Source organism: Pseudomonas sp. S30 (genome assembly GCF_016518545.1).
Taxonomy (GTDB): Bacteria; Pseudomonadota; Gammaproteobacteria; order Pseudomonadales; family Pseudomonadaceae; genus Aquipseudomonas.
Map to the genome: position 1 here is coordinate 178510 of NZ_JACVTO010000002.1, position 25232 is coordinate 203741.

Consider the following 25232-nt stretch of genomic DNA (forward strand, 5'->3'; position numbering starts at 1 on the left):
GGACATTCATCGTGCAAAAGACGCGGCCGGAGTGCTACTGGCAGAATTGTCAGTAAGCGACCCCGGCCCCGCAGCAAGCCTTGGCTCACCTCAGCGCCGAGCGCCGCGCACGCCATCGGCCAGCGCCGAGCACAGACTCAACACTTCGCTGACGGCCTGACCCGGGTGCTTGGCCTGGGCGATCTTGTCGACCAGCGCCGAACCCACCACCACGCCATCGGCCAGCCTGGCGATGGCTGCTGCCTGCTCGGGGGTACGGATGCCGAAGCCGACACTGATCGGCAGGTCGGTATGGCGACGCAGACGGGCGATGGCGTCCTGCACGTGCTCGGTGGTCGCCGAGCCGGCACCGGTCACACCGGCCACCGACACGTAGTAGACGAAGCCGGAGCTGCGTTCGAGTACGCGAGGCAGGCGTGCGTCGTCGGTGGTGGGCGTGGTCAGGCGAATGAAGTCGATGCCGGCGGCCTGGGCCGGGGAGGCCAGTTCGGTGTCGTGCTCCGGGGGCAGGTCGACGATGATCAGGCCGTCGACGCCGGCGGCCTGGGCCTGGGCCACGAACTGCTCGACGCCATAGCGGTGGATGGGGTTGTAATAGCCCATCAGCACGATCGGCGTGGTCTGGTCGCCGATGCGGAACTCGCGGACCATCTGCAAGGTTTTCGCCAGGGTCTGCCCGGCCTCCAAAGCGCGCAGGGTCGCGAGCTGGATCGCCACGCCGTCGGCCATGGGGTCGGTGAACGGCATGCCCAGCTCGATGACATCGGCCCCGGCAGCCGGCAGGCCCTTGAGGATTTCCAGCGAGGCGTCGTAGCCAGGGTCGCCTGCAGTGACGAAGGTGACCAGTGCCGCGCGACCTTCGGCCTGGAGTTCGGCGAAGCGGTGTTGAAGACGGCTCATGCCTGTTTCTCCTGGGCGGCCATGTGGTTCATCACGGTGTGCATGTCCTTGTCGCCTCGGCCCGAGAGGCAGACCACCATCAGGTGATCCTTGGGCAGGGACGGCGCGCGCTTGAGCGCTTCGGCCAGGGCGTGGGCACTTTCCAGGGCCGGAATGATGCCCTCCAGGCGGCAGGTGGCGTGGAACGCGTCCAGCGCCTCGTCGTCGGTGATGCTCACGTATTCGACGCGTTTGACCTCATGCAGGTAGGCATGCTCGGGACCGATGCCCGGGTAGTCCAGGCCCGCCGAGATGGAGTGGGCGTCGGTGATCTGGCCGTCGTCGTCCTGCAGCAGGTAGGTGCGGTTGCCGTGCAGCACGCCAGGCACACCGCCGTTCAGGCTGGCAGCGTGCTTGTCGGTGTGCACGCCGTGACCGCCGGCCTCCACGCCGATGATCTGCACGCTGGCATCCTGGAGGAAGTCGTGGAACAGGCCCATGGCATTGGAGCCGCCACCCACGCAGGCCACCAGGCTGTCGGGCAGGCGCCCTTCCTTCTCCTGCAGCTGGGCGCGGGTTTCCTTGCCGATGATCGACTGGAAGTCGCGGACCATAGCTGGGTACGGATGCGGGCCAGCGACGGTGCCAATCAGGTAGAAGGTGTCCTCGACATTGGTGACCCAGTCGCGCAGGGCCTCGTTCATGGCATCCTTGAGCGTGCCGGTTCCGGCCGTGACCGGGACGATCTCGGCGCCCAGCAGCTTCATGCGGAACACGTTGGCCTGTTGGCGTTCGATGTCGGTGGCGCCCATGTAGATCACGCATGGCAGACCGAAACGTGCGGCCACGGTGGCCGTGGCCACGCCGTGCATGCCGGCGCCGGTTTCGGCGATCAGGCGCTTCTTGCCCATGCGCTTGGCCAGCAGCACCTGGCCGATGCAGTTGTTCACCTTGTGCGCGCCGGTGTGGTTGAGCTCTTCGCGCTTGAGGAAGATCTTCGCGCCCCCGCAGTGTTCGGTCAGGCGCTCGGCGAAGTACAGCGGGTTTGGTCGACCGATGTAGTCGCGCTGAAAGTACGCCAGCTGTTCGAGAAATTCGGGGTCGGCCTTGGCCGCTTCGTACTCGCGGGCCAGGTCCAGCACCAGGGGCATCAGGGTTTCGGCCACGTAGCGGCCGCCGAACGAGCCGAACAGGCCGTTGGCGTCGGGGCCGGGGCGGTAGTGGGACTGGGTCATGGGACGCTCCGCAGGCAAGTGAAGGGTGGGATCGGGCAAGCGCCGCGCTGGCCGTCGATCGATGGAGCTACTCTACCCAGCGCAACGGTGGATGAAAACCGATAAGATTGCGCCAACATGTCAGGAAAACTCACTCATCATGTCCTTGGACCTGCCACCGCTCAATGCCCTGCGCGCCTTCGAGGCCACTGCTCGACTCAACAGTGTCAGTCAGGCGGCCGAGCAGCTGCACGTCACTCATGGCGCCGTCAGCCGGCAGATCAAGGTGCTGGAGACGCATCTTGGAGTGGCGTTGTTCGTCAAGGATGGACGAGGCGTCAAACTCACAGATGCCGGGGTCCGGCTGCGTGACGCCAGCGTCGATGCCTTCGACCGGTTGCGCAGCGTCTGCGGCGAGCTCGCGCGCGACCTCGACCAGGCGCCATTCGTGCTGGGTTGCTCCGGCAGCCTGCTGGCACGTTGGTTCATTCCGCGCCTAGGCCGGCTGCAGGCTGACCTGCCTGAACTGCGCCTGCACCTGTCGGCCGGCGAAGGTGACCTGGACCCACGACGCCCGGGGCTCGATGCGCTGCTGGTCTACGCCGAGCCACCCTGGCCGGCCGACATGCAAGTGCACGTGCTGGCGCAAGAATCGATCGGCCCCGTGGTGAGCCCGCATTTCCCAAGTTTCCAGCGGCTGCGTGAAGCGCCCGTGCATGCCTTGTGCGAGGAGCGGCTGCTGGGCACGGCGTCGCGACCTCAGGCCTGGCCCACCTGGGCGACTGAAAATGCCGTGCAGCCGGACGACCTGAGCTACGGCCAGACGTTCGAGCACCTGTACTATCTGTTGGAGGCAGCGGCGGCAGGTCTGGGGGTGGCCATCGCCCCGCAGCACCTGGTGGCGGACGACCTCGAGGCGGGACGCCTGGCGGCGCCGTGGGGCTTCACGCCCACCTCGGCGACGCTGGCGCTCTGGGTGCCGCGCCGCTCCGCTGATGGGCGCGCCGAGCAGCTGGCGCAGTGGCTGCGCCAGGAATTACGAAGAAGCGATTAGTTGCGACGGCACAGCAGAACGGCGGCCAGCAGGCCCAGCGCACCGACAGCCACGCCAGCGGTGGTCCACGGGTGCTCTTGGGCATAGTCGCGGGTGGCGATGCCGGTTTCCTTGGTGCGGGTCTTCACTTCCTCGTAGGCATCGGAAATCAGGCTACGAGAGTGCTTCAGCGCGTTCTGGGCGTTGCCGCGCAGGGCCTTCATGGTTTTCTGGGTTTCTTCCGAAGCGTCACCCTTGAGCTCTTCCAGGGTCTTGAGCAGGCTCTCGATCTCCGCTTCCATGCTTTCCAGGGAAGTCTTGCGCAGTGAATTACGGGCCATGTGGCGTCTCCTTCATGGGTAGGGATGATAACTGTGCGACTGCAACGCAGCGGGAAAGTGCGATCGAACTTTTCGACGTGTTGACCCCTCGCAGGTAGACCAGGCCGGGGTGTTCACCTCGGCCATACCTTTGATTCGAGGAGAGCTTCCATGTCCGAGCACCACACCTACAAGAAGGTCGAAATCGTCGGTTCCTCGACCACCAGCATCGAAGACGCCATCAACAATGCCTTGGCCGAAGCTTCCCAGAGCATCCAGCACATGCAGTGGTTCGAAGTCGTCGAAACCCGTGGCCACATCGAGAATGCCAAGGTGGCGCACTACCAGGTCACCTTGAAGGTCGGTTTTCGCATCGCGAACAGTTGAAACAGCACGGCGCTAGCATCGAACGGCGCCGTGAGGTATGTATTTCCAGGGGCACCCACTCACCGGGTTGCCCTACCCTGCTTTTTTGATCCGCACAAGGAACGATGACGATGAAGAAAGTGTTTCTGGCCGCAGGCCTGATGATGTTCGCTGGCGTCACCCTCGCAGCAGGCAAGCCCTGTGAAGAGCTCAAGAGCGAGATTGCGAGCAAGCTCGATGCCAAGGGCGTTCAGGGCTATACCCTGGATGTCGTCGACCGGAACGATTCGGCTGGCAAGGAAGTGGGCACCTGCGAAGGTGGCACCAAGAAGATCGTCTATACCCGCCATTGATCTGGCCGGGCCAAGTGCCGATGCGGGTCCCGACCCATAGCAGTTCATGAAAAGGCCGCTACGCCCTCGTAGCGGCCTTTTCAATTGCGCCCTGTTCAGCCTTTGAGCGCGTGAGCCAACAGCTCGTACGAACGCAGCCGGTCGCTGTGCTCGTACAGGTCGCAGGTGAAGATCAGCTCGTGCGCCCCGGTCTGCTCCAGCAGAACCTCCACCTTGGCCCTGACCTTCTCGGGGCTGCCGATCATCGCCAGGCCCAGGAAATTGCCCACTGCGTCGCGCTCGTGTGGCAGCCACAGGCCATCCATGCTGGCAACGGGCGGTCGCTGCATCAGGCTCTGCCCGCGCATCAGCGCCAGAATGCGCTGGTACACCGAGGTGGCCAGGTAGTCGGCCTGCTCGTCGGTGTCCGCCACTACCATGGGCACACCCAGCATCACATAAGGCTTGTCCAGGGTGGTCGAGGGCTTGAAGTGGTCACGGTAGACCCGTATGGCCTGGTGCATGTAGTGAGGGGCGAAGTGCGACGCGAACGCGTAGGGCATGCCGCGCATGCCTGCGAGCTGGGCACTGAACAGGCTCGAACCGAGCAGCCACAGGGGCACGTCGGTGTCGTGACCCGGCACGGCGATGACCTTCTGGTCATCGGTGCGTGGGCCCAGATAGCGTGACAGCTCCTCGACGTCGTCGGGGAAGTCGTCGGCGCTGCCGGAGCGTTCGCGGCGCAGCGCACGGGCGGTCATCTGGTCGGAGCCCGGCGCACGGCCCAGGCCCAGGTCGATCCGACCGGGGTAGAGGCTGGCCAGGGTGCCGAACTGTTCGGCGATCACCAGCGGTGCATGGTTGGGCAGCATCACGCCACCGGAGCCGATGCGGATGCGTGAAGTACCGCCGGCCAGGTAGCCGATCAACACGGCAGTCGCCGAACTGGCGATGCCGTCCATGTTGTGGTGCTCGGCGACCCAGAAGCGGTGATAGCCCAGGCGTTCGACATGTTGGGCGAGGTCGAGCGAGTTGCGCAGGGACTGGGCCGGGCCGCTGTCGGCGCGTACCGGTACCAGGTCGAGGGTGGAGATTTTCAGGTCGTGCAACTGCGTCATCGCAACCTCCGCAGGCAGTGGGTTGGCCCTGGGGCCTTGAGGTCTCTGTATGGGCGAAGCGCTGGAGATTCAATGGCAGCCGTCGGATTGCTCTGAACTTGCCGTAGAGCCAAGCCTCAGAAAATCTGTAGACCTTAACCGTACGACCAGGAGGCAACATGAAAAAGACAGCATCGGCGATCTGGGAAGGTGGTATCAAGGATGGCAAGGGCCGACTGTCCACCGAGAGTGGTGCGCTCAAGCAGAACCCCTACGGTTTCAACACGCGTTTCGAGGGTTCGCCCGGTACCAACCCCGAAGAACTGATCGGTGCCGCACACGCCGGCTGCTTCTCCATGGCGCTGTCGATGATGCTGGGCCAGGAAAACCTCACTCCCGAGCGCATCGACACCATCGCCGAAGTGACGCTGGACAAGCAGGGCGATGGCTTCGCGATCACCGCCGTGCACCTGACGCTCAAGGCCAAGGTGCCGGGCGCCACTGAAGAGCAGTTCAAGGAAATCGCCAACAAGGCCAAGGCCGGTTGTCCGGTATCCAAGGTGTTGAATGCCGACATCACCCTGGACGCGACGCTGCTCTCGTAACACGGTCTTTGCAGTAAACTGAAGGGGTCGGCAGATTGCCTGCCCTTTCAGGAGTCTCACCATGATCCGCGTAGCATCCGTCGTTCTGGGCTCGGTGCTGGCCACCTCGGTCGTCGCTGAGCCCCTGCCCTGCGAAAAGCTCAAGGCCGAAATCGAAGCCAAGATCCAGGCCGCTGCCGTCCCTTCCTACACCCTGGAAATCGTAGCCAATCAGGATGTCACCGACCAGAACATGGTCGTGGGTAGTTGCGACAACGGCTCGCGCAAGATCATCTATCAGAAGAACGACCAGTAGCGATCTGGTTCAGCTGCCTGCCAAGCCTTGCAGGCCTTACGGAATGCAGAAGACGTTGCTGGGTTCGTCGACCAGCACTGCGCGCCTGGCGTCATAGAGGTGGACCTGTGGCTGCATGGCCGGCGCCCTCGCCTCCAGGCGGTAATGTCCGCCAGCTTCGAAATGATCGAAGCGCACGGTCAGGTAGCAGGTGCGATCGGTTGGGCTGGTGGTGAACAGGCCAGCGGTGAGCTCATAGTCGAAGCGCACCACCAGTTCGTGTGCACCCGGGCTGACCTGGAAGTAGCGCCCATCGTCCAGCCGCTCGCCGTCCAGCTTGTCGGCCATGATCACCCGACCTGGGGTGACGGTATAGAGGTCGACCCACGCCTGGGCCGGATCTTTTGGAGGCAAGGGGCTGGCGCAGGCCCCCAGTGCACTGAGGGCGATCAGCATCATGGGCTGGCGCATAGGGAACTCCACTGGCCTTTTCAAGGCTCAAGCATAGCGTCGATCAGCTGTGCTGGCACCCTGCTGGCTCTCCTTGGCTCATGAGTTTTCGCTGTTCGTCGTACAGCTTCACCCAGGGCCTGAAGCCGATGGTCCCGGCCTGCAGGCTGTAGCGTTGACCGGCGTTGAAATCCTTGAAGCTGAGGTTGAGCTGGCAATCTCGCCACAGCGGTTCGTCCACTGCGCCAATGTTGCTGGGTGCCACGGGGAAACGGTAGCGCACGGTCAATTCATGGTTGCCTGGAGGCACTTCGAAATAGCGCTCGTCGGCCCAGTCACGCTCGTCCACCTGCACCGCGTGCAGGGAGGTGGCGTCGCCGGGCGCGAGGTCCACCCACGCCTGGCTGGGGTCCGGGTCGGGCAAGGTGGAACAGGCAGCGAGCAGTGCGCAGGCGCCTAGGGCGAGCAGTGTACGCATGGCGAAGGGGTCCTCTGGCAAGATAGTCTTGGTACGCACTTGGCCCTGCGCAGGATGAACAGCCCTGATGATTCGACGTTTTCGTATACAGCGCTCAGGCCACGCGCCTCTGGACCGCATTTTCACGGTCTTTGTTCCCCTGCTGGCTGTCGTGCTGCTCGGTGGTTGCAGCACGCTCGGCTACTATGGCCAGCTCGCCGAAGGGCAATGGCAGCTGCTGCGCTCGCGCCAGCCGGTCGCCCAGGTACTGGACGATCCTGCCACCGATCCGCAACTGCGCCAGCGCTTGCAACGGGCCGAGCGCGCTCGCGCGTTCGCCAGCACGCAGTTGAAGCTTCCGGACAACCGCAGCTACCGGCTCTACGCCGAACTTGGCCGTCCCTATGTGGTGTGGAACCTGTTCGCCACCCCGGCATTGTCCCTGCAACCAGTTACCCACTGTTTTCCCATCGCCGGATGCGTGGCGTATCGCGGTTACTACCGCCAGGGCGATGCACGAGGTGCGGCGGCGCTGATGCGAGCACAGGGGCTGGATGTCTATGTCAGTGGCGTAGAGGCCTACTCGACGCTGGGCTGGTTCGACGATCCCATTCTGTCGTCCATGCTCGGCTGGAGCGATGAGCGCCTGGCCACGCTGATCTTTCACGAACTGGCGCACCAGCGGTTCTACGTGAAGGATGACACGGCCTTCAACGAGTCATTCGCCACCTTCGTCGAGCAGGAGGGGACGCGCCAGTGGCGGGCAGCGCGTGGGCTGCCCGTGCTGCACGAAGCAGGGGCTGGGCAGCGCGAGCAGTTCGTGAACCTGGTGCTGGCCACTCGTGAACGGTTGCAGGCCGTGTACGCCGGGCCGCTGAGCCCTGCCGACAAGCTCAGGGCCAAACAGGCGCAATTCCAGCGGATGCGCGAAGACTACCGGCAGCTGCGCGACACCCAGTGGGCGGGCGACCGACGCTACGACGCCTGGATGTACAGCCCGATGAGCAACGCCAAGCTGCTGCCTTTCGGCCTTTACGACCAGTGGGTACCTGCATTCGCGGCGCTGTATCGCGAAGTGGGTGGAGACTGGGACGCGTTCTATGCGCGGGTCGAGGCATTGGGGCATCTGCCTGCGGAGCGGCGACACGCGGCGTTGCAGCGGCTGCTGTAACGCGAGCGCCAGAACGCGCTCGGGTCATCACGCCAACTCGAACGCCCGATGCAGACTGGCCACGGTGTCGAAGTGAAACGCCGGCGCCTGGGCCTTCAGTTCCTCGCGGCTGCCGAACCCGTAGCCCACCGCGACCGCCTGCAAGCCGTTGCTGTGGGCGCCGATCAGGTCGTGCTTGCGGTCGCCGATCATCAGCGTCTGGGTCGGATCCAGGCGTTCCTCGTGCAGCAAGTGGGCGATCAGTTCGACCTTGTTGGTCCGGGTGCCATCCAGTTCGCTGCCATAGATCACCTTGAAATAGCGGTCGAAGGCAAAATGCCGGGCGATTTCACGGGCGAACTCCCAGGGCTTGGAAGTGGCGACGTACAAGGTACGGCCCTGCTCGTTCAAGGCCTGGAGCAATGCCGGAATGCCCTCGAACACCTGGTTCTCGTACAGCCCGGTCACCCGGAACCGTTCGCGGTAGAAGTTCACCGCCTGCCAGGCTTTGGCTTCGTCGAAACCATAGAACTGCATGAAGGCTTGCAGCAGGGGTGGACCGATGAAGTGCTCGAGGCGGGTCAGATCCGGCTCGTCGATGCCCAGCTTGGCCAGGGCGTACTGGATCGAGCGGGTGATGCCAAGGCGCGGGTCGGTGAGGGTGCCGTCGAGGTCGAAGAGGATGGTGCTCTGATGCATGGGGAAGTCCGTTGGGCAGTGGGGCGCGCGAGGCGCTCATTCGGGGCGGTCGTAGCCTTCGGCCAGGTGCTGGTCCTTGAGCTTCACGTAGTTGCCCGCGCTGTAGGCGAAGAAGGCGCGTTCCCTGTCGGTGAGCGGGCGCACCTGTTTCACCGGGCTGCCGACGTACAGGTAGCCGCTGGTCAGGCGCTTGCCCGGCGGCACCAGGCTGCCGGCGCCGATGATCACCTCGTCCTCGACGATGGCGCCATCCATGAGCGTGCTGCCCATCCCGACCAGAATGCGGTTGCCCAGGGTGCAGCCGTGCAACAGGACCTTGTGGCCGAGGGTCACCTCGTCGCCGATGGTCAGGGCGAAACCCTCCGGGTTGAACGGCCCGGCATGGGTGATGTGCAGCACGCTGCCGTCCTGCACGCTGGTGCGTGCACCGATGCGGATGCGGTGCATGTCGCCACGGATCACCGTGAGCGGCCAGACCGAGCTGTCCTCGCCGATAGTCACGTCGCCGATGACCACCGCCGAACGGTCGACGAAGGCGCGCGGGCCGAGGCTCGGCGTGTGCTCGCCGAAGGTGCGGATGGCCATGATCGTGTTCCTCTACTGTGCCGATAGGCGGGCTGCCTGCTGCGGTCGGCGTCGATTGTAATTAAGATGGTCAGGTGTTTCTCCTGCCAAGGTATCCAAACCGTGAGTGCGAACAACCCGCTTCTGCAGTCCCATGACCTGCCACCCTTCTCCGCGATCCGTGCCGAACACGTGCTGCCGGCGGTCGAGCAGATCCTGGCCGACAACCGCAAGGCCATCGCCGATATCCTCGAGCAGCAGGGCAAGAACCCCTCCTGGGCCGGCCTGGTGCTGGCGATGGACGAACTCAATGATCGCCTGGGTGCCGCCTGGAGCCCGGTGAGCCACCTCAACGCGGTGTGCAACAGCCAGGCGCTGCGCGAGGCCTACGAGTCGTGCCTGCCGGCCCTGAGCGCCTACTCCACCGAACTGGGCCAGAACCGTGCGCTGTTCGAAGCTTACCAGGCACTGGCCGCCAGCCCTGAAGCGGCGAGCTTCGACGTGGCGCAGAAGACCCTCCTCGAACACGCCCTGCGCGACTTCCGCCTCTCGGGCATCGACCTGCCGGCCGATCAGCAGCAGCGCTACGCCGAGGTGCAGAGCCGCCTGAGCGAGTTGGGCAGCCGATTCTCCAACCAGCTGCTCGATGCGACCCAGGCTTGGACCAAGCACGTCACCGACGAGGCCGCGCTGGATGGCCTGACCGATTCGGCCAAGGCGCAGATGGCCGCAGCCGCCCAGGCCAAGGGCCTCGACGGTTGGCTGATCACCCTGGAGTTCCCCAGCTACTACGCGGTGATGACCTATGCCAACGACCGCGCCCTGCGCGAAGAGCTCTACGCCGCCTACTGCACGCGGGCATCCGACCAAGGCCCGAATGCCGGCCAGTTCGACAATGGCCCGATCATGGCCGAGATTCTCGACCTGCGTCAGGAACTGGCTGCCCTGCTGGGCTATGCCAACTACGCTGAGCTGAGCCTGGCCACCAAGATGGCCGAATCGAGCGACCAGGTGCTGAGTTTCCTGCGCGACCTGGCCAGGCGCTCCAAGCCGTTCGCCGCTCAGGACCTGGCCCAGCTCAAGGCCTACGCCGCCGAGCAGGGCTGCCCCGAGCTGGCGAGCTGGGATGCCGGCTACTACGGCGAGAAGCTGCGCGAGCAGCGCTACAGCGTGTCCCAGGAAGCGCTGCGCGCCTACTTCCCGATCGACAAGGTGCTGGGTGGGCTGTTCAGCATCGTCCAGCGTCTGTACGGCATCGAGATCGCCGAGTTGCAGGGCTTCGATGCCTGGCACCCGGATGTGCGCCTGTTCGAGATCAAGGAGAACGGCCAGCACGTCGGGCGCTTCTTCTTCGACCTCTATGCCCGGGCCAACAAGCGCGGCGGTGCCTGGATGGACGGCGCTCGCGACCGTCGCCGCACCGCCAGCGGCGCGTTGCAGAGCCCGGTGGCCAACCTGGTGTGCAACTTCACCCCGGCTGCGCCCGGCAAGCCGGCGCTGCTGACCCATGATGAAGTCACCACCCTGTTCCACGAGTTCGGCCACGGTCTGCACCACCTGCTCACCCGGATCGAGCATGCGGGCGTTTCCGGCATCAATGGCGTGGCCTGGGATGCGGTGGAACTGCCGAGCCAGTTCATGGAGAACTGGTGCTGGGAGCCCGAAGGCCTGGCGCTGATGTCCGCCCATTACGAAACCGGCGAGCCGCTGCCACAGGACCTGCTGGACAAGATGCTGGCGGCGAAGAACTTCCAGTCCGGCATGATGATGGTGCGCCAGCTGGAGTTCTCGTTGTTCGACTTCGAGCTGCACGCCACCCATGGTGACGGCCGTAGCGTGCTGCAGGTGCTCGAAGGCGTTCGCGACGAAGTCACGGTGATGCGCCCGCCGGCCTACAACCGTTTCCCCAACAGCTTCGCGCACATCTTCGCTGGCGGTTATGCGGCGGGCTACTACAGCTACAAGTGGGCCGAAGTGCTGTCGGCCGACGCCTTCTCGCGCTTCGAGGAAGAAGGCGTGCTCAACGCCGAGACCGGTCGCGCCTTCCGCGAGGCGATCCTGGCCCGTGGCGGCTCGCGGGCGCCGATGGTGCTGTTCGTCGACTTCCGTGGTCGCGAGCCGTCCATTGACGCCTTGCTGCGTCACAGCGGCCTGAGCGAGGATGCTGCGGCATGAGCGACGACGCCGTGAGCAGAACCCGCAAGCGCTTCATCGCCGGGGCGGTATGCCCGGCGTGCAGCGAGCCGGACAAGCTGATGATGTGGAACGAGGACGGCGTCCCGCACCGCGAGTGCGTGGCCTGCGGTTTCACCGATACGCTCAATGAGCAGGGCCTTTCCGTGCCCAAGGAGCTCGGCACGCGGGTCAATCAGCCGGCGGTCAAGGCGCAGCCGGTCCAGGTGCAGACAGTGCAGTTCTTCCCCAACCCCAAGTTGAAGAAACCGCACTGAGGCAGCCTTCGTCCGTCTGACGGCACTGGTATTTGCGCCACACCCGGATTACTGTTCATGCATACAGTAATCCGGGTGATCCAGCATGAAACCAGCCCCCGTTCGTGGACGTGGCACCGTCGACAACCCGCACAACCGCTTCGCTCCGAGTCACTGCGTGGCCGAAGACGACGGCTGGCACCAGGAAGTCCCGTTGACCCAGGGCACCGAGGTACGGATCGAGACCGCCAGGACCATCATCGCCCGCAACACCTCGCCCGACCTGCCCTTCGATCGTTCGATCAATCCCTACCGCGGTTGCGAGCACGGCTGCATCTACTGCTATGCCCGGCCCAGCCACGCCTACTGGGACATGTCCCCTGGCCTGGATTTCGAGACTCGGCTGATCGCCAAGACCAATGCCGCCGAGGTGCTCGAGCAACAGTTGAGCAAGCCAGGCTACGTCTGTGCGCCCATCAACCTGGGCGCCAACACCGATCCCTACCAACCCATCGAGCGTGACTATCAACTGACGCGTCGGCTGCTCGAAGTACTGTTGCGCTACCGTCATCCGGTGACCATCGTCACCAAGGGCTCGCTCATCCTGCGCGACCTCGACCTGCTGCGCGAACTGGCCAGCCAGCGCCTGGCGCGCGTGATGATCAGCCTCACCACGCTGGACGACGAACTCAAGCGTACCCTGGAGCCCCGTGCCGCCGCCCCCAAGGCCAGGCTGCGGGCGATTCGCGTGCTGCGCGATGCCGGTGTGCCGACCGGCGTGCTGTGCTCGCCGATGATTCCGATGATCAACGACAGCGAGCTGGAACACCTGCTCCAGGCGGCCAGCGACGCCGGTGCCCAGAGCGCTGCCTACATGATGCTGCGCCTGCCGCTGGAGGTGGCACCGTTGTTCGAGCAATGGCTGCAGGATCATTACCCGCAACGGGCCGCGCATGTCCTGAGCCTGATCCGCCAGAGCCGCGGCGGCGAGCTGTACGACAGCCGCTTCGGGGTACGCATGCGTGGTGAAGGCGTGTTCGCCGAGCTGCTGGCGCAGCGTTTTCGCAAAGCGTCGCGGCAATTGGGCTTCGCCGAGCGCGAGGCCCTGGCCCTGGACTGCTCGGCGTTCTGTGTTCCCGGTGCGCAGATGGCGCTGTTCTGATCTTGGCGGGGCGGAGTCTATCCAGCAGTGTGGCTAATGACTGGTAATAATCGGGTTATGGGGTGTTGGCAGTTGATGTTTTTTTGCTATTATCGAAATGACCCCGCCATTATCTGGAACGCCCGTTCTAGAGCCGCTGAATTCAGTTTCAGTTAAGTTTTCTCCGCTAGCGTAGGAAGTCAGCCAATCACGGCTGTGATTTATTACCTGTGCGCGTCATCTAATTCCTCGCATAGCTTGAATCTTTCCTCGGTAGACTCCTGTCTACCGTCAAACCGTTTAGAGGATGAATCATGCCCGTCAAGGACCCATCCAAGCCCGTTGTGGCCGCTCCGGCCGAGAGCGCCGATGCCGCCCTGAAGCACATCGTCGACGGCTTCCTGAAGTTCCATCACGATGTCTTTCCCGAGCAGCAGGCACTGTTCAAGAAACTCGCCACCGCGCAGAAGCCGCGCGCGATGTTCATCACCTGTGCCGACTCGCGCATCGTGCCCGAGCTGATTACCCAGAGCTCGCCGGGCGACCTGTTCGTGACCCGTAACGTCGGCAACGTCGTTCCACCTTACGGCCAGATGAACGGCGGTGTGTCCAGCGCCATCGAATACGCCGTCATGGCCTTGGGCGTGCATCACATCATCGTCTGCGGCCACTCCGACTGCGGCGCCATGCGTGCAGTGCTCAATCCACAGTCGCTGGCCAAGATGCCTACCGTTTCCGCCTGGTTGCGCCATGCCGAAGTGGCCCGCACCGTGGTGGAGAACAACTGCACCTGCGACACCGAACATGAAAACATGCAGGTGCTGACCAAGGAAAACGTCATCGCCCAGTTGCATCACCTGCGCACCCATCCGTCGGTGGCCTCGCGTCTGGCGGCGGGCCAGCTGTACATTCATGGTTGGGTCTACGACATCGAAACCAGCCGCATCGAAGCCTACGATGCCGCCAGCGATGCCTTCCTGCCCCTGAGCGCCGGTGAGCCGGTGCCCTGCGCCACGCCTAGAGGCCGCTACTAAGCCGCCCGCGCCACACCTGTAAATACGTGATAGCCGGCTGCGCCCTACGGGCGCGGCAGGGCTTGTCTTTGCCTTGAATTTCCCTGAATGCCGTGCCGGCGATTGCGCTGGCGGCTCGCGGCTGCACGCGATTCAGGGTCGACCCGTGCCATCGGCCATTGGAGTGGCCGTCAATCAGAAAAGGAGCGATAGGGTGAACATGACACAGATCAAAGCGGCACTGCCGCGTGAGTTGCTGGCCTCGGTAGTGGTGTTCCTGGTGGCCCTGCCGCTGTGCATGGGCATTGCCATCGCCTCCGGCATGCCGCCGGCCAAAGGGCTGATCACTGGCATCATCGGCGGTATCGTGGTGGGCTTCCTGGCAGGCTCGCCGCTGCAGGTCAGCGGGCCCGCTGCGGGCCTCGCCGTGCTGGTGTTCGAGCTGGTGCGCCAGCATGGGGTGGCGATGCTCGGGCCCATCCTGCTGCTGGCCGGCGTGCTGCAATTGCTGGCCGGGCGGCTACGCTTGGGCTGCTGGTTCCGGGTCACCGCACCGGCCGTGGTGTACGGCATGTTGGCCGGGATCGGCGTGCTGATCGTGCTCTCCCAGGTGCATGTGATGTTCGATGCGGCGCCCCAGCCTTCGGGCGTCGATAACCTGCTGGGGTTCCCGGCCACCCTGGCCTCTGCACTGCCGTTGGAGCAGGCGGGCAGTGGCTGGCAGGCTGGCGCCCTGGGCCTGGGCACCATTGCCCTGATGTGGGGTTGGGACCGCTGGCGTCCCCAACGCCTGCGCTTCATTCCCGGTGCGCTGCTGGGCGTGGCGGCGATGACGGCGATCAGTGTGTGGCTGGCGCTGCCGGTCAATCGGGTGCAGGTGCCGACCGACCTGACGCAGGCCATCGACTGGCTGCGTCCGGACGACCTGCTGAAGCTGGCTGACCCCAATCTGCTGGTGGCAGCGTTCGCCCTGGCCTTCATCGCCAGTGCCGAAACCCTGTTGTCGGCGGCGGCGGTAGACCGCATGCACACTGGCCAGCGTTCGGACTTCGACCGTGAACTCTCGGCGCAGGGGCTGGGCAACATGCTCTGCGGCCTGCTCGGCGCCTTACCGATGACCGGGGTGATCGTGCGCAGCTCGGCCAACGTGCAAGCGGGCGCCCAGACTCGCGCTTCGGCCATCCTGCATGGGGTGTGGTTGCTCGGCTTCGTGGTGGTGCTGGGCAGCGTGCTGCAGCAGATCCCTGTGGCGAGCCTGGCTGGGGTGCTGGTCTACACCGGTATCAAGCTGGTGAACATCAAGGCGTTGCGCAACCTGGGGCGCTACGGGCGCATGCCGATGTACACCTACGCCGCGACTGCCCTGGCGATCGTGTTCACCGATCTGCTGACCGGCGTGCTGGTGGGCTTCGCCCTGACCCTGCTGAAACTGGCGTTCAAGGCCGCGCGACTGAAGATCAACCTGGTGTCGCTGGACGAGCCCGGGCATCTGGAACTGCGCCTGAGCGGCGCGGCGACCTTCCTCAAGGTGCCGGCACTGACCCAGGTGCTGGAAAGCGTGCCGGCCGGCTCCACCCTGCATGTGCCCCTGGGCAATCTGAGCTACATCGATCACGCCTGCCTGGAGCTGCTCGAGGACTGGAGCCGCAGCAACCAGGCCACCGGGTCGCAGCTGGTCATCGAACAACGACGCCTGAAGCGCCGCATCGAGGGCCGGTTGCGCACCACTGCCGGAGTCGGGGCCTGAGACAGGTTGCTGATGCCCCACAAGGGCATCGGCCCTTCGATGGAAGACTCAGCCCGAATGCCCCAGCTCCACCCCGAGCTGCCGCGAAAAGCACGGCCAGCGCTTCCACGCTTCACCCGTTGCGGGGCTGCGCAGGGTTTCGCGGTAGGCCTGTACCGATTCGACGGCGAAGCTTTCGTCGTCGAGCATTTCATCCACCGAGTGATGTACCACTTCGTCCAGCTGATTGGCGAAGGTTTCGCCGATCAGTTGATGAGCGATCAGGTTGGCCCCGGTGGTGTCCACGGGGATCAGTGGCTGCTGGAAATGGCGGATGTACAGGTCGTTGACCTCCTCGACCAGGCGATGGGCGAGATAGGCCTCATCGAGCAGGCAATCCAGGCCGGTGTGCCCTTCCACCACGCTGGGCGGTTGCAGGAAATAGGCCTCGGCGATCTTCAGCACAGGCTTGATCTGCGACTCGATGCCGGCGTCGCGGGCCACTTCATTGGCCGCGTCGAGCAACTCGGGGACCTGGTCGATGTAGGCGCTGACGAAGCGCGCCAGGGTGTCCCGGGCATCTTGCGCAGGCAGTTGAATGAGCGGGTGCAGGTGCGGCAGCTGTTGTTCGAGCCGTTGTCGCAATTGGCCGGTACGGCGCTCGAAAAGTTGGGCTTGATGGATCTGCTCGCGTACAGCTGCGGTGTTCATGACAACTCCAGGGACAGGGGGTTACAAACGGAAGACACTAAGGTAGCTCGGCTGCGTGAGGAGCTAAGACGCATTTGTTATATAACTAACGGGTTTACTCCTTACGGCTATATAAGTGCATCACCGCCGGGCCCGATGCCAATGTGCGTGCATTCGCCGCCTGTCATCTGGCTGCGCCTGGGGCGATACTGGCCGCCTTCCTTTTCTCCTGACTCGACTACCCAACCCATGACTCGAACTCAGAAAACCTTCCTGCTTTTCTTCGCCGTGGCCGCTCTGATACTGGGCTTGCTGGTTGCCAAGGCGCTCAGTGGACGTGGCGATGCCAGTCAGGCTCAGCTGATCGACGCGGGGATCATCCTCCTGCCGCAGAGCCGCAGCGTGCCGGCGGTGGGCATGATCGACCAGAACGGCCAGCCGTTCGCAGCGGACCAGCTCAAGGGGAAATGGTCGTTGGTGTTCTTCGGCTACACCTACTGCCCGGACATTTGTCCGACCACCTTGGCGCAACTGCGCCAGGTCAAGAGCCAGCTGCCCAAGGACACGCTCGAACGCCTGCAGGTGGTGCTGGTGAGCGTGGACCCGAACCGCGATACGCCCCAGCAGCTCAAGCAGTACCTGGTCTACTTCGACAAGGACTTCATCGGCCTTGCCGGCTCGATCGAGGATACCCAGACCCTGGCCAAGGCCTTGAGCATTCCATTCGTGCCGGCCGACACCCGTCAGCCCGGCTACACCGTCGATCACAGCGGCAACCTGGCCCTGCTGGGGCCGGACGGGCGCCAGCGCGGGTTCATTCGTGCACCGTTCGACAACGGCAAGCTGGTGGCGCAGTTGCCCAAGCTGGTGGCGCAGCCGTGAAGAGGGTCGCGTAGCGGCGGGTTGCGCCGCGCACCCAGGCCGAGCCACGACCGTGCGTCGTGGACGGCCCGGGATTCAGCGAATCAGAATGCAGGCACCACGGCGCCTTTGTATTTCTCGGTGATGAACTGCTTCACTTCAGGCGAATGCAGCGCCTGGACCAGCTTCTTCACCGCGTCGCTGTCCTTGTTGTCCTCGCGGGTCACCAGGATGTTGACGTAGGGCGAATCCTTGCCTTCGATGGCCAGGGCATCCTTCTCGGGATTGAGCTTGGCTTCCAGCGCATAGTTGGTGTTGATCAGCGCGGCATCCACCTGGGTCAGCACGCGTGGAATGGTAGCCGCCTCCAGTTCCCGGAACTTGATGTTCTTGGGATTGCCCACCACATCCTTGACGGTCGAGAGGATGTTGCCGTTGTCCTCGAGCTTTATCACGCCAGCCTTGTCCAGCAGCAGCAACGCCCGGCCACCGTTGGTGGCGTCGTTGGGGATGACCACGGTGGCGCCGGTGGGCAGTTCGTCGAGCTTCTTGAATTTGCTCGAGTAGACGCCCAGCGGTTCGATGTGCACGCCGGCGACGCTGACCAGGTGTGTGCCCTTGGCCTTGTTGAACTCATCCAGGTAGGGCTGGTGCTGGAAGAAGTTGGCGTCCAGTCGCTTTTCCGCCACTTGCACGTTGGGCTGGATGTAGTCGGTGAACTCCTTCACCTTCAGGTCCACACCCTCTTTTTCGAGGATCGGCTTGACCACGTTGAGGATCTCGGCGTGCGGTACGGGCGAGGCGGCCACGGTCAGGGTCTCGGCCGCTTGGGCCGAGAAGGCCGCGACGGCGGCGACGACAGCGAGCAGTTTCTTCATCAAATCACTCCTTGTGAGGGCCGGGACGACCCCCGAACGGGCCGGCACGCCGACCCAGTGGGATTACTTACGGGAAAAATGCACGACCAGCCTGTCGCCGAGGCTCTGCAGCACCTGAACCAGTACCAGCAGCAACACCACGGTGACGATCATCACGTCGGTCTGGAAGCGCTGGTAGCCGAAGCGGATCGCCAGATCCCCCAGGCCACCGGCGCCGACGACACCGGCCATCGCGGTATAGGACACCAGCGTGATGGCGGTGACGGTTATCGCTGCAAAAATACCCGGCCGGGCTTCGGGCAACAGCGCGTTGGTGATGATCTGCCGCGTGGTCGCGCCCATGGACTGGGTCGCCTCGATGATGCCGCGGTCCACTTCGCGCAGGGCGGTCTCCACCAGGCGCGCGAAGAACGGCGTGGCGCCGACCACCAGCGGTGGAATGGCACCAGCGACGCCCAGCGAGGTGCCGGTGATGAGCACCGTCACCGGGATCATCACGATCAGCAGGATGATGAACGGCAGCGAGCGCAGGATGTTCACCACCAGCGACAGCAGCGCGTAGACGCCTTTCTGCTCGAACATCTGGCGTGGGCCGCAGAGAAACAGCAGCACGCCCAGGGGCAGGCCGAGCAGCACGGTGAACAGCAACGAGCCGAACAGCATGATCAGGGTATCGCCGGTGGCCAGCCAGATTTCGGACCAGTCGACGTTGGCGAAGAAACTCAGGGCGTCCATCAGCGCAGGACCTCCATATGCACGTCTGCGGCCTGGAAGCGGGCGAACGCAGCGTCGATGTTGCCGCCGGTGACGGCAAGCGTGAGTTGGCCGTAAGGCACGTCCTTGATGCGGTCGATGCGTCCGGCGAGGATGCTGTAGTCCACCCCCGTTTCACGGGCCACCGTGCCCAGCAGCGGCGCGTAGGTCGCCTCGCCCTGGAAGGTCAGGCGCACGATGCGACCTGGCACGTGAGCGAAGTCATCGCGTTGCTCGTGCTCGTCGACCTGCTCGTCCTCCTGGACGAAGCGCTTGGTGGTGGTGTGCCGGGGATGCAGGAACACGTCTGCGACGGCGCCCTGCTCGACGATGACGCCGGCGTCCATCACCGCGACACGGTCGCAGACCCGGCGGATCACGTCCATCTCGTGGGTGATCAGCACGATGGTCAGCTTCAGTTCACGGTTGATCTCGGCCAGCAGTTGCAGCACCGAGGCGGTGGTCTGCGGGTCGAGGGCGCTGGTGGCTTCGTCGCACAGCAGGATCTTGGGGTTGGTGGACAGGGCGCGGGCGATGCCCACCCGCTGTTTCTGTCCGCCGGAAAGCTGCGCCGGGTATTTGCGAGCGTGGTCGGACAGGCCGACCCGCGCCAGCAACTGGTTCACCCGCTGGTCGATTTCGCTGCGCGACAACTCGCCCGCCAGCACCAGCGGCAGGGCGACGTTGTCGGCGACGGTCTTGGAGGCCAGCAGGTTGAAATGCTGGAAGATCATGCCGACCTGCTGGCGGAAACGCCGCAGTTGGCTGGCATCGAAGGCGGTGACTTCTTCGCCGTCGACGATGATCTTGCCACCGGACGGGGCCTCCAGGCGGTTGATCAGGCGCAGCAGGGTGCTCTTGCCGGCACCGGAGTGGCCGATCAGGCCGAACACCTGGCCATCTTCGATGGTCAGGCTGGTCGGGTGGAGGGCGGGGATGTCCCTACCGGCGACGCGGTAGGTCTTGTGCACATGTTGGAACTCGATCACGTAGCGAACCTTGTGGGGCGCATGGGAATGGGGTCAGCGGTGAGCTGGGGTGGCGCATTTTAGCCTTTTCGACTGGCAGTTCTTATCATTTATTTGCGCCGCGACCAACCGCGCGAGCATAACGCGACGGTCGGTAAATTCGATGGAACGTCTGGCGATGGCGCCAAGTCACTACCTGAACAAGCCCGGAACGGGCAGCCTGATGAGTGATGAGGAGAGTCAAGATGTCGAGCAACAGGACGGACGCGCCCAAGCAGAGCGAACTGGCTGGTACCCAGACCCCTGACCGCGCCAATACCAATGCCAAGTTGCAGAGCCTGGAGCAGGCGCGCAGCGATGCTACCGGCCAGGCGCTGCGGACCAACCAGGGCGTGCGTATCGCCGATAACCAGAACACGCTCAAGGCCGGATCGCGTGGGCCTTCGCTGCTCGAAGACTTCATCATGCGCGAGAAGATCACCCACTTCGACCACGAGCGCATTCCCGAGCGCATCGTGCACGCGCGCGGCACCGGCGCCCACGGCTATTTCCAGAGCTACGGCAACCACAGCGCACTGACCAAGGCCGGATTCCTGCAGGACCCCGAGAAGAAAACTCCGGTGTTCGTGCGCTTTTCCACCGTCCAGGGCCCGCGCGGCTCGGGTGACACGGTGCGTGACGTGCGCGGCTTCGCCGTGAAGTTCTACACCGACGAAGGCAACTTCGACCTGGTCGGCAACAACATGCCGGTGTTCTTCATTCAGGATGCGATCAAGTTCCCCGACTTCGTCCATGCGGTCAAACCCGAACCGCACAACGAGATTCCCACCGGCGGTTCGGCCCACGACACCTTCTGGGACTTCGTCTCCCTGGTGCCGGAATCGGCGCACATGGTCATCTGGGCGATGTCCGACCGCGCGATTCCTCGTAGCCTGCGCATGATGGAAGGCTTCGGCGTGCATACCTTCCGCTTCATCAACGCCGAAGGCAAAGCCACCTTCGTCAAGTTCCACTGGAAACCGCGCCAGGGCGTGCACTCCGTACTGTGGGACGAAGCGCAGAAACTTGCCGGCAAGGACACCGATTTCCACCGTCGCGACCTGTCCGAAGCCATCGAGACGGGCGACTATCCCGAATGGGAACTGGGCGTTCAGATCGTGGCCGAGGAAGACGAGCACAAGTTCGACTTCGACCTGCTCGATCCCACCAAGCTGATCCCCGAGGAACTGGTGCCGGTCACGCCGCTGGGCAAGATGGTGCTGGACCGTAACCCGGACAACTATTTCGCCGAGATCGAGCAGATCGCCTTCTGCCCAGGCCATATCGTGCCCGGCATCGATTTCACCAACGATCCGTTGTTGCAGGGTCGCCTCTTCTCCTACACCGACACCCAGATCAGCCGCCTGGGCGGGCCGAACTTCCACGAAATCCCGATCAACCGCCCGGTATCGCCGAATCACAACAACCAGCGCGATGCCATGCACCGCCAGACCATTCACAAGGGTCGCGCCTCTTACGAGCCGAACTCGATCGATGGCGGCTGGCCGAAGGAGACCCCGCCCGGTCCTCAGGATGGCGGCTTCGAGTCGTACCAGGAGCGCGTCGATGCGCACAAGGTTCGCGAGCGCAGCGAGTCGTTCAGCGATCACTTCTCCCAAGCGAGCCTGTTCTTCAAGAGCATGAGCCCTCACGAGCAGCAGCACATCATCAAGGCCTACAGCTTCGAATTGGGTAAGGTCGAGCGCGAGTACATCCGCGAGCGCCAGGTCAACGAGATCCTCGCCAACATCGACCTCGACCTGGCGGCCGCCGTGGCCGAGAACCTGGGGCTGCCGGCGCCCAAGGCTGGCACCGTCAAAACCAATGCCTCCAAGCTCAAGGCTTCCCCTGCCCTGAGCCAGGTGAATCATCCCGGCGATGTGGGGATCAAGGGTCGCAAGATCGCCCTGCTGGTGGCTAATGGGGTCGATGGCGCCAGCGTCGACCGGCTGGTCAAGGCCCTCGAAGCGCACAGCGCACGGCCGATGCTGCTGGGCCCGAGCTCGGCGCCGGTGAAGACGGCCGACGGCAAGTCGTTGCCCGTGGACGCTTCCATGGAAGGCATGCCTTCAGTGATGTTCGACGGCATCCTGGTGCCTGACGGCAAGGCGTCCCTCGACGCACTGGCGGCCAGCGGTCTGGCCAAGCACTTCCTGCTCGAGGGCTACAAGCACCTCAAGGCCATTGGCGTGGCTTCGCAGGGGAAATCGCTGCTGGACGGGCTGGGGCTGAAAGCCGACAAAGGACTGCTGCTGGGCGATGACCAGAAGACCGTCGAGGCCTTCGTCAAGGCGGTGCAAGCCCACCGCGTGTGGGAGCGCGAGGCGGCCGCCGAGGCCATCCCCGCCTGATCCCTGGCGTTGCGCTATCCGCTCCTCGTGCAGGAGCGGATCAGCGCTGGTGGGGGATCAACACGGCCTGTGCCGGCAATGCCCGCTGGATCTGGTGTTTCAGATCCAGTCGATAACCCGGGTCAAGCCGGGTCACCCGCTTCTGCAACAGGCTCTTCAGCCAAGGGGCATCCTGGGTGCGCGGCACCTGGAACACGACCTCGCACTGGTAATTCACTACATCGGCGGCGATATCGTCCAATTGGCGCCGCATCGCTTCGATGTCCGTGGTTTTCAGCGCAATCACCGTGCTGGGTGCAGCAGGATCGATGACTCGGGCCTGGGGCTTGGCCTCGACTGCCTTGAGCGCTGCTTCGGCCTGCTCCAGCTCGGCCTGGCGAGCCTGGGCCACGGCTTCCCCGCCGGTCAGTGCCGGGGCCTGGGGCATCAAGGCACGCGCTCGTGCCAGGGCGGTGGCAGCGGCATTGACGTCGCCTTTCTGCAGCACGATCTGGCTGCGCTGCAAATACGCCTCGGCCAACTGGCGCTGGTACTGTTCGATGCGCGAATCATTTGGCGACTGGGCTTGTAACGTGGCCAGTTGATCTTCGGCGGTGGCCAGCTCGTTGCTGGCGATGGTCTGCTGCAATTGCTGCCAGGCATCGGCGGGCTCGGGTGCGACGGGCGTCGGTGTCGGGGTCGACGAACAGGCGCCGAGCATCAGCGAAAATGCGGCAACAAGCAGATAACGGAAGGCGAACGGCTTCATTCCTGCGACTCTCTATTTGCGCAAAAAGCGAGCAAGTCTACACCCAGGTGTGCGCGCTCGAAAACACGTCTTACTGACCCTTTACCTTGGCAAAGGTTGCAGGGTGCGTCAGCGTCTGGGCAGTCCCAGGCTCAGCAAGAATAGCACTGCGGCACAGACCACGATCGATGGGCCGGCCGGGGTGTCCTTGAGCCAGGACATCGCCAGGCCCCCGCACACCGCCGCCACGCCCAGCAGGCTGGCGCCGATCGCCATCTGCTCGGGCGAGCGGGCGTGACGCTGCGCCGCAGCGGCAGGGATGATCAATAGCGAGGTGATCAACAGCACGCCGACGATCTTCATCGCCACGGCGATCACCACGGCGATCAGCAGCATCAGCGCCAGGCGCAGCCCGGCTACCGGCAGGCCCTCGACCCGCGCCAGTTCCTCGTGCACGGTCACCGCCAGCAGCGGTCGCCACAGCACCGCCAGCACCACTAGCACCAGCGCGCTGCCGCCCAGGATCCATGAAAGGTCGGTCGGGCTGATCGCCAGCAGGTCGCCGAACAGGTAGGCCATCAGGTCGATACGCACATCGTGCATGAAGCTCAGCACCACCAGTCCGAGAGACAGGGTGCTGGGCGCGAGGATGCCGAGCAGGGTATCCGAGGCCAGTGGCTGACGCTGTTGCAGTGTCACCAGAAGGATCGCCAGCAACAGGCAGCCGAGGGTCACCGCCAGCGTGGGGCTGACGTCCAGGGCCAGGCCCAGGGCAACGCCCAGCAGGGCGGCATGGGACAGGGTGTCGCCGAAGTAGGCCATGCGCCGCCACACCACGAAGGAACCGAGCGGACCTGCCACCACCGCCAGGGACAATCCGGCAAGCAAGGCGTACAGAAGAAAATCAGCCATGCTTGCACTGCTCTGCGTGGACATGGGTGCCCGGTGCGATCACGGCGCCGTGCAGGTCATGGCGATGATCGTGATGGTGGTGATAGACGGCCAGCGTCGGCGCGTTCTGGCCGAACAGTTCGACGAAGGCCGGATCGCCGCTGACCTGCTCCGGATGCCCCGAGCAGCACACGTGACGGTTCAGGCACACCACCTGGTCGGTGGTGCTCATCACCAGGTGCAGGTCGTGGGAGACCATCAGCACGCCGCAGCCATAACGGTCGCGCAGCCGGGTGATGAGCGCGTACAGCTCGCTCTGGCCCACCACGTCCACCCCCTGCACCGGCTCGTCGAGTACCAGCAATTCGGGTTCGCGCAACAGCGCGCGGGCCAGCAGTACCCGCTGCATCTCGCCGCCGGAGACGGTCTGCACCGGACTGTCGAGTACCTGTTCGGCGCCTACTTCCTGCAACGCTGCCAGCGCCCGGGCCCGGTCCACGCCGGGCACCATGCGCAGGAAACGCAGCACGGAAAGAGGCAGTGTGGGATCGACCTGAATCTTCTGCGGCATGTAGCCGATGCGCAGGCGCGGCTTGCGCCACACCACGCCCCGATGGGGCTTGAGCAGGCCGAGCACGGCGCGCACCAGGGTGGTCTTGCCGGCGCCGTTCGGTCCGATCAGGGTAACGATGCGTCCAGGCGCGACCGCCAGGTCGATGCTGTCCAGGACCGTCTCGCCGCCGTAGCTGACACCCACCTGCTCCAGGCGGATAAGAGCGTCGCTCATGCCGTGCCCCGGCAGTTCCCGCACAGCCCGACCACCTCGACGGTCTGCGACTCGACGGCGAAGTTCACCGCCTTGGCGCTGCTGACGATCGCCTCGCTGATGTTGTCCTGCTCCAGCTCGATGGCCACGTGGCAACTGCGACAGATGAGAAACTGGCCCTGGTGCTTGTGCTCGGGATGGCTGCAACCGATGAACGCGTTGAGCGAAGCGATGCGATGCACCAGGCCGTTTTCCAACAGGAAATCCAGTGCCCGATAGACGGTCGGCGGTGCCGCACGCCGGCCGTCCTGTTCGCTGAGCACGGCGAGGATGTCGTAGGCACCCAGTGGCTTGTGGCTCTGCCACACCAGCTCCAGCACCCGGCGGCGCAGCGCGGTCAGGCGCAGGCCCTGGCGGGCGCACAGGGTGTCGGCCTCGCTCAGTGCGCTGTGCACGCAGCGCGAGTGATCGTGGGGACGGTTGGCCAGCGGAGTGATAGACATGGGCGGCGACGATTATCGGCGGAGACGTTATTATGTTACCTGTTTCTGACGAGTCG

The 25232-nt window shown here is 64.4% G+C and carries 29 protein-coding genes; 13 read left to right on the forward strand and 16 right to left on the reverse strand.

Annotated features, from left to right (window positions below; all coding sequences use genetic code 11):
* Window positions 1-90: 90 nt before the first annotated feature.
* A complete protein-coding gene (gene trpA, locus IAE34_RS03660) occupies window positions 91-900 on the reverse strand; it encodes a tryptophan synthase subunit alpha (RefSeq protein ID WP_200137494.1) in 810 nt (269 codons plus the stop codon).
* On the reverse strand, window positions 897-2114 hold the full coding sequence (gene trpB, locus IAE34_RS03665; RefSeq protein WP_200137495.1) for a tryptophan synthase subunit beta: 1218 nt from the start codon (window positions 2112-2114) through the stop codon (window positions 897-899). Before trpB ends, trpA begins: the two co-directional genes overlap by 4 nt.
* 91 nt (window positions 2115-2205) lie before the next feature.
* On the opposite strand from trpB, the gene IAE34_RS03670 reads away from it, so the two are divergent.
* Entirely contained in the window at window positions 2206-3147 is a 942-nt protein-coding gene (locus IAE34_RS03670) for a LysR family transcriptional regulator (RefSeq protein ID WP_200137496.1), read from the forward strand.
* On the opposite strand, the gene IAE34_RS03675 is transcribed toward IAE34_RS03670, so the two are convergent.
* Entirely contained in the window at window positions 3144-3467 is a 324-nt protein-coding gene (locus IAE34_RS03675) for a DUF883 family protein (protein WP_200137497.1), read from the reverse strand. The genes IAE34_RS03670 and IAE34_RS03675 overlap by 4 nt on opposite strands.
* A gap of 150 nt (window positions 3468-3617) precedes the next feature.
* Here IAE34_RS03675 and IAE34_RS03680 point away from each other — a divergent pair, with 150 nt between their 5' ends.
* Both IAE34_RS03680 and IAE34_RS03685 read left to right on the forward strand, forming a co-directional pair.
* Window positions 3618-3833, forward strand: a complete 216-nt coding sequence (locus IAE34_RS03680; protein WP_200137498.1) for a dodecin — start codon at window positions 3618-3620, stop codon at window positions 3831-3833.
* Between the two features lie 110 nt (window positions 3834-3943).
* The gene (locus tag IAE34_RS03685; protein ID WP_200137499.1) at window positions 3944-4165 is read left to right on the forward strand and encodes a DUF1161 domain-containing protein; all 222 of its coding nucleotides are present in this window, start codon (window positions 3944-3946) and stop codon (window positions 4163-4165) included.
* A gap of 95 nt (window positions 4166-4260) precedes the next feature.
* Here the strand turns inward: IAE34_RS03685 and IAE34_RS03690 are convergent, their stop codons facing one another.
* The gene (locus tag IAE34_RS03690) at window positions 4261-5262 is read right to left on the reverse strand and encodes an LLM class flavin-dependent oxidoreductase (protein ID WP_200137500.1); all 1002 of its coding nucleotides are present in this window, start codon (window positions 5260-5262) and stop codon (window positions 4261-4263) included.
* Between the two features lie 158 nt (window positions 5263-5420).
* On the opposite strand from IAE34_RS03690, the gene IAE34_RS03695 reads away from it, so the two are divergent.
* Both IAE34_RS03695 and IAE34_RS03700 read left to right on the forward strand, forming a co-directional pair.
* Entirely contained in the window at window positions 5421-5846 is a 426-nt protein-coding gene (locus IAE34_RS03695; protein WP_200137501.1) for an OsmC family protein, read from the forward strand.
* A gap of 61 nt (window positions 5847-5907) precedes the next feature.
* Window positions 5908-6141, forward strand: a complete 234-nt coding sequence (locus IAE34_RS03700) for a DUF1161 domain-containing protein (RefSeq protein ID WP_200137502.1) — start codon at window positions 5908-5910, stop codon at window positions 6139-6141.
* A 36-nt stretch (window positions 6142-6177) separates the two neighbouring features.
* On the opposite strand, the gene IAE34_RS03705 is transcribed toward IAE34_RS03700, so the two are convergent.
* Window positions 6178-6591: a PA0061/PA0062 family lipoprotein gene (locus IAE34_RS03705; protein WP_200137503.1), complete on the reverse strand. Its 414-nt coding sequence runs from the start codon at window positions 6589-6591 to the stop codon at window positions 6178-6180.
* Window positions 6592-6634: 43 nt separating this feature from the next.
* Window positions 6635-7048, reverse strand: a complete 414-nt coding sequence (locus IAE34_RS03710; protein WP_200137504.1) for a PA0061/PA0062 family lipoprotein — start codon at window positions 7046-7048, stop codon at window positions 6635-6637.
* A gap of 85 nt (window positions 7049-7133) precedes the next feature.
* Between IAE34_RS03710 and IAE34_RS03715 the strand changes: the two genes are divergently transcribed.
* Window positions 7134-8198: an aminopeptidase gene (locus tag IAE34_RS03715; protein ID WP_200137665.1), complete on the forward strand. Its 1065-nt coding sequence runs from the start codon at window positions 7134-7136 to the stop codon at window positions 8196-8198.
* Window positions 8199-8225: 27 nt separating this feature from the next.
* Here IAE34_RS03715 and IAE34_RS03720 read toward each other — a convergent pair whose 3' ends face one another.
* Entirely contained in the window at window positions 8226-8876 is a 651-nt protein-coding gene (locus tag IAE34_RS03720; protein ID WP_200137505.1) for an HAD family hydrolase, read from the reverse strand.
* A gap of 36 nt (window positions 8877-8912) precedes the next feature.
* Complete coding sequence (locus IAE34_RS03725; RefSeq protein ID WP_200137506.1) at window positions 8913-9461, reverse strand: gamma carbonic anhydrase family protein; 549 nt, start codon at window positions 9459-9461, stop codon at window positions 8913-8915.
* Between the two features lie 66 nt (window positions 9462-9527).
* Here IAE34_RS03725 and prlC point away from each other — a divergent pair, with 66 nt between their 5' ends.
* The 5 genes from prlC to IAE34_RS03750 all read left to right on the forward strand — a co-directional run bounded on the left by prlC (window position 9528) and on the right by IAE34_RS03750 (window position 15770).
* A complete protein-coding gene (gene prlC, locus IAE34_RS03730) occupies window positions 9528-11615 on the forward strand; it encodes an oligopeptidase A (RefSeq protein ID WP_200137507.1) in 2088 nt (695 codons plus the stop codon).
* Window positions 11612-11890, forward strand: coding sequence for a YheV family putative zinc ribbon protein (locus IAE34_RS03735; protein WP_200137508.1), 279 nt, complete (start codon window positions 11612-11614; stop codon window positions 11888-11890). Before prlC ends, IAE34_RS03735 begins: the two co-directional genes overlap by 4 nt.
* 85 nt (window positions 11891-11975) lie before the next feature.
* Window positions 11976-13031 carry a PA0069 family radical SAM protein gene (locus IAE34_RS03740; RefSeq protein WP_200137509.1) on the forward strand — a complete coding sequence of 352 codons (1056 nt, stop codon included), beginning with the start codon at window positions 11976-11978 and terminating at the stop codon, window positions 13029-13031.
* 293 nt (window positions 13032-13324) lie between these two features.
* Window positions 13325-14044 carry a carbonic anhydrase gene (locus IAE34_RS03745; protein WP_200137510.1) on the forward strand — a complete coding sequence of 240 codons (720 nt, stop codon included), beginning with the start codon at window positions 13325-13327 and terminating at the stop codon, window positions 14042-14044.
* 199 nt (window positions 14045-14243) lie between these two features.
* Window positions 14244-15770 (forward strand): SulP family inorganic anion transporter, encoded by a 1527-nt coding sequence (locus tag IAE34_RS03750; RefSeq protein ID WP_233630921.1) that lies wholly within the window; start codon window positions 14244-14246, stop codon window positions 15768-15770.
* Window positions 15771-15818: 48 nt separating this feature from the next.
* On the opposite strand, the gene IAE34_RS03755 is transcribed toward IAE34_RS03750, so the two are convergent.
* Window positions 15819-16460, reverse strand: a complete 642-nt coding sequence (locus IAE34_RS03755; protein WP_200137512.1) for a hypothetical protein — start codon at window positions 16458-16460, stop codon at window positions 15819-15821.
* 228 nt (window positions 16461-16688) lie between these two features.
* Between IAE34_RS03755 and IAE34_RS03760 the strand changes: the two genes are divergently transcribed.
* Window positions 16689-17321, forward strand: a complete 633-nt coding sequence (locus IAE34_RS03760) for an SCO family protein (RefSeq protein ID WP_200137513.1) — start codon at window positions 16689-16691, stop codon at window positions 17319-17321.
* An 83-nt stretch (window positions 17322-17404) separates the two neighbouring features.
* Here IAE34_RS03760 and IAE34_RS03765 read toward each other — a convergent pair whose 3' ends face one another.
* From IAE34_RS03765 to IAE34_RS03775, 3 genes are all read right to left on the reverse strand, one after another.
* Window positions 17405-18178 (reverse strand): MetQ/NlpA family ABC transporter substrate-binding protein, encoded by a 774-nt coding sequence (locus IAE34_RS03765; protein WP_200137514.1) that lies wholly within the window; start codon window positions 18176-18178, stop codon window positions 17405-17407.
* Window positions 18179-18241: 63 nt separating this feature from the next.
* On the reverse strand, window positions 18242-18913 hold the full coding sequence (locus IAE34_RS03770; protein ID WP_200137515.1) for a methionine ABC transporter permease: 672 nt from the start codon (window positions 18911-18913) through the stop codon (window positions 18242-18244).
* The gene (locus IAE34_RS03775; protein ID WP_200137516.1) at window positions 18913-19920 is read right to left on the reverse strand and encodes a methionine ABC transporter ATP-binding protein; all 1008 of its coding nucleotides are present in this window, start codon (window positions 19918-19920) and stop codon (window positions 18913-18915) included. Before IAE34_RS03775 ends, IAE34_RS03770 begins: the two co-directional genes overlap by 1 nt.
* A gap of 224 nt (window positions 19921-20144) precedes the next feature.
* On the opposite strand from IAE34_RS03775, the gene katE reads away from it, so the two are divergent.
* Complete coding sequence (gene katE / locus IAE34_RS03780; protein WP_200137517.1) at window positions 20145-22289, forward strand: catalase HPII; 2145 nt, start codon at window positions 20145-20147, stop codon at window positions 22287-22289.
* Window positions 22290-22329: 40 nt separating this feature from the next.
* Here the strand turns inward: katE and IAE34_RS03785 are convergent, their stop codons facing one another.
* From IAE34_RS03785 to zur, 4 genes are all read right to left on the reverse strand, one after another.
* Window positions 22330-23037, reverse strand: coding sequence for a PA5502 family lipoprotein (locus IAE34_RS03785; protein WP_200137518.1), 708 nt, complete (start codon window positions 23035-23037; stop codon window positions 22330-22332).
* A gap of 108 nt (window positions 23038-23145) precedes the next feature.
* Entirely contained in the window at window positions 23146-23928 is a 783-nt protein-coding gene (gene znuB, locus IAE34_RS03790; RefSeq protein WP_200137519.1) for a zinc ABC transporter permease subunit ZnuB, read from the reverse strand.
* The gene (gene znuC / locus IAE34_RS03795; protein ID WP_200137520.1) at window positions 23921-24694 is read right to left on the reverse strand and encodes a zinc ABC transporter ATP-binding protein ZnuC; all 774 of its coding nucleotides are present in this window, start codon (window positions 24692-24694) and stop codon (window positions 23921-23923) included. The genes znuB and znuC overlap by 8 nt, the downstream gene beginning before the upstream one ends.
* On the reverse strand, window positions 24691-25176 hold the full coding sequence (gene zur, locus IAE34_RS03800) for a zinc uptake transcriptional repressor Zur (protein WP_200137521.1): 486 nt from the start codon (window positions 25174-25176) through the stop codon (window positions 24691-24693). Before zur ends, znuC begins: the two co-directional genes overlap by 4 nt.
* Between the last annotated feature and the right edge of the window lie 56 nt (window positions 25177-25232).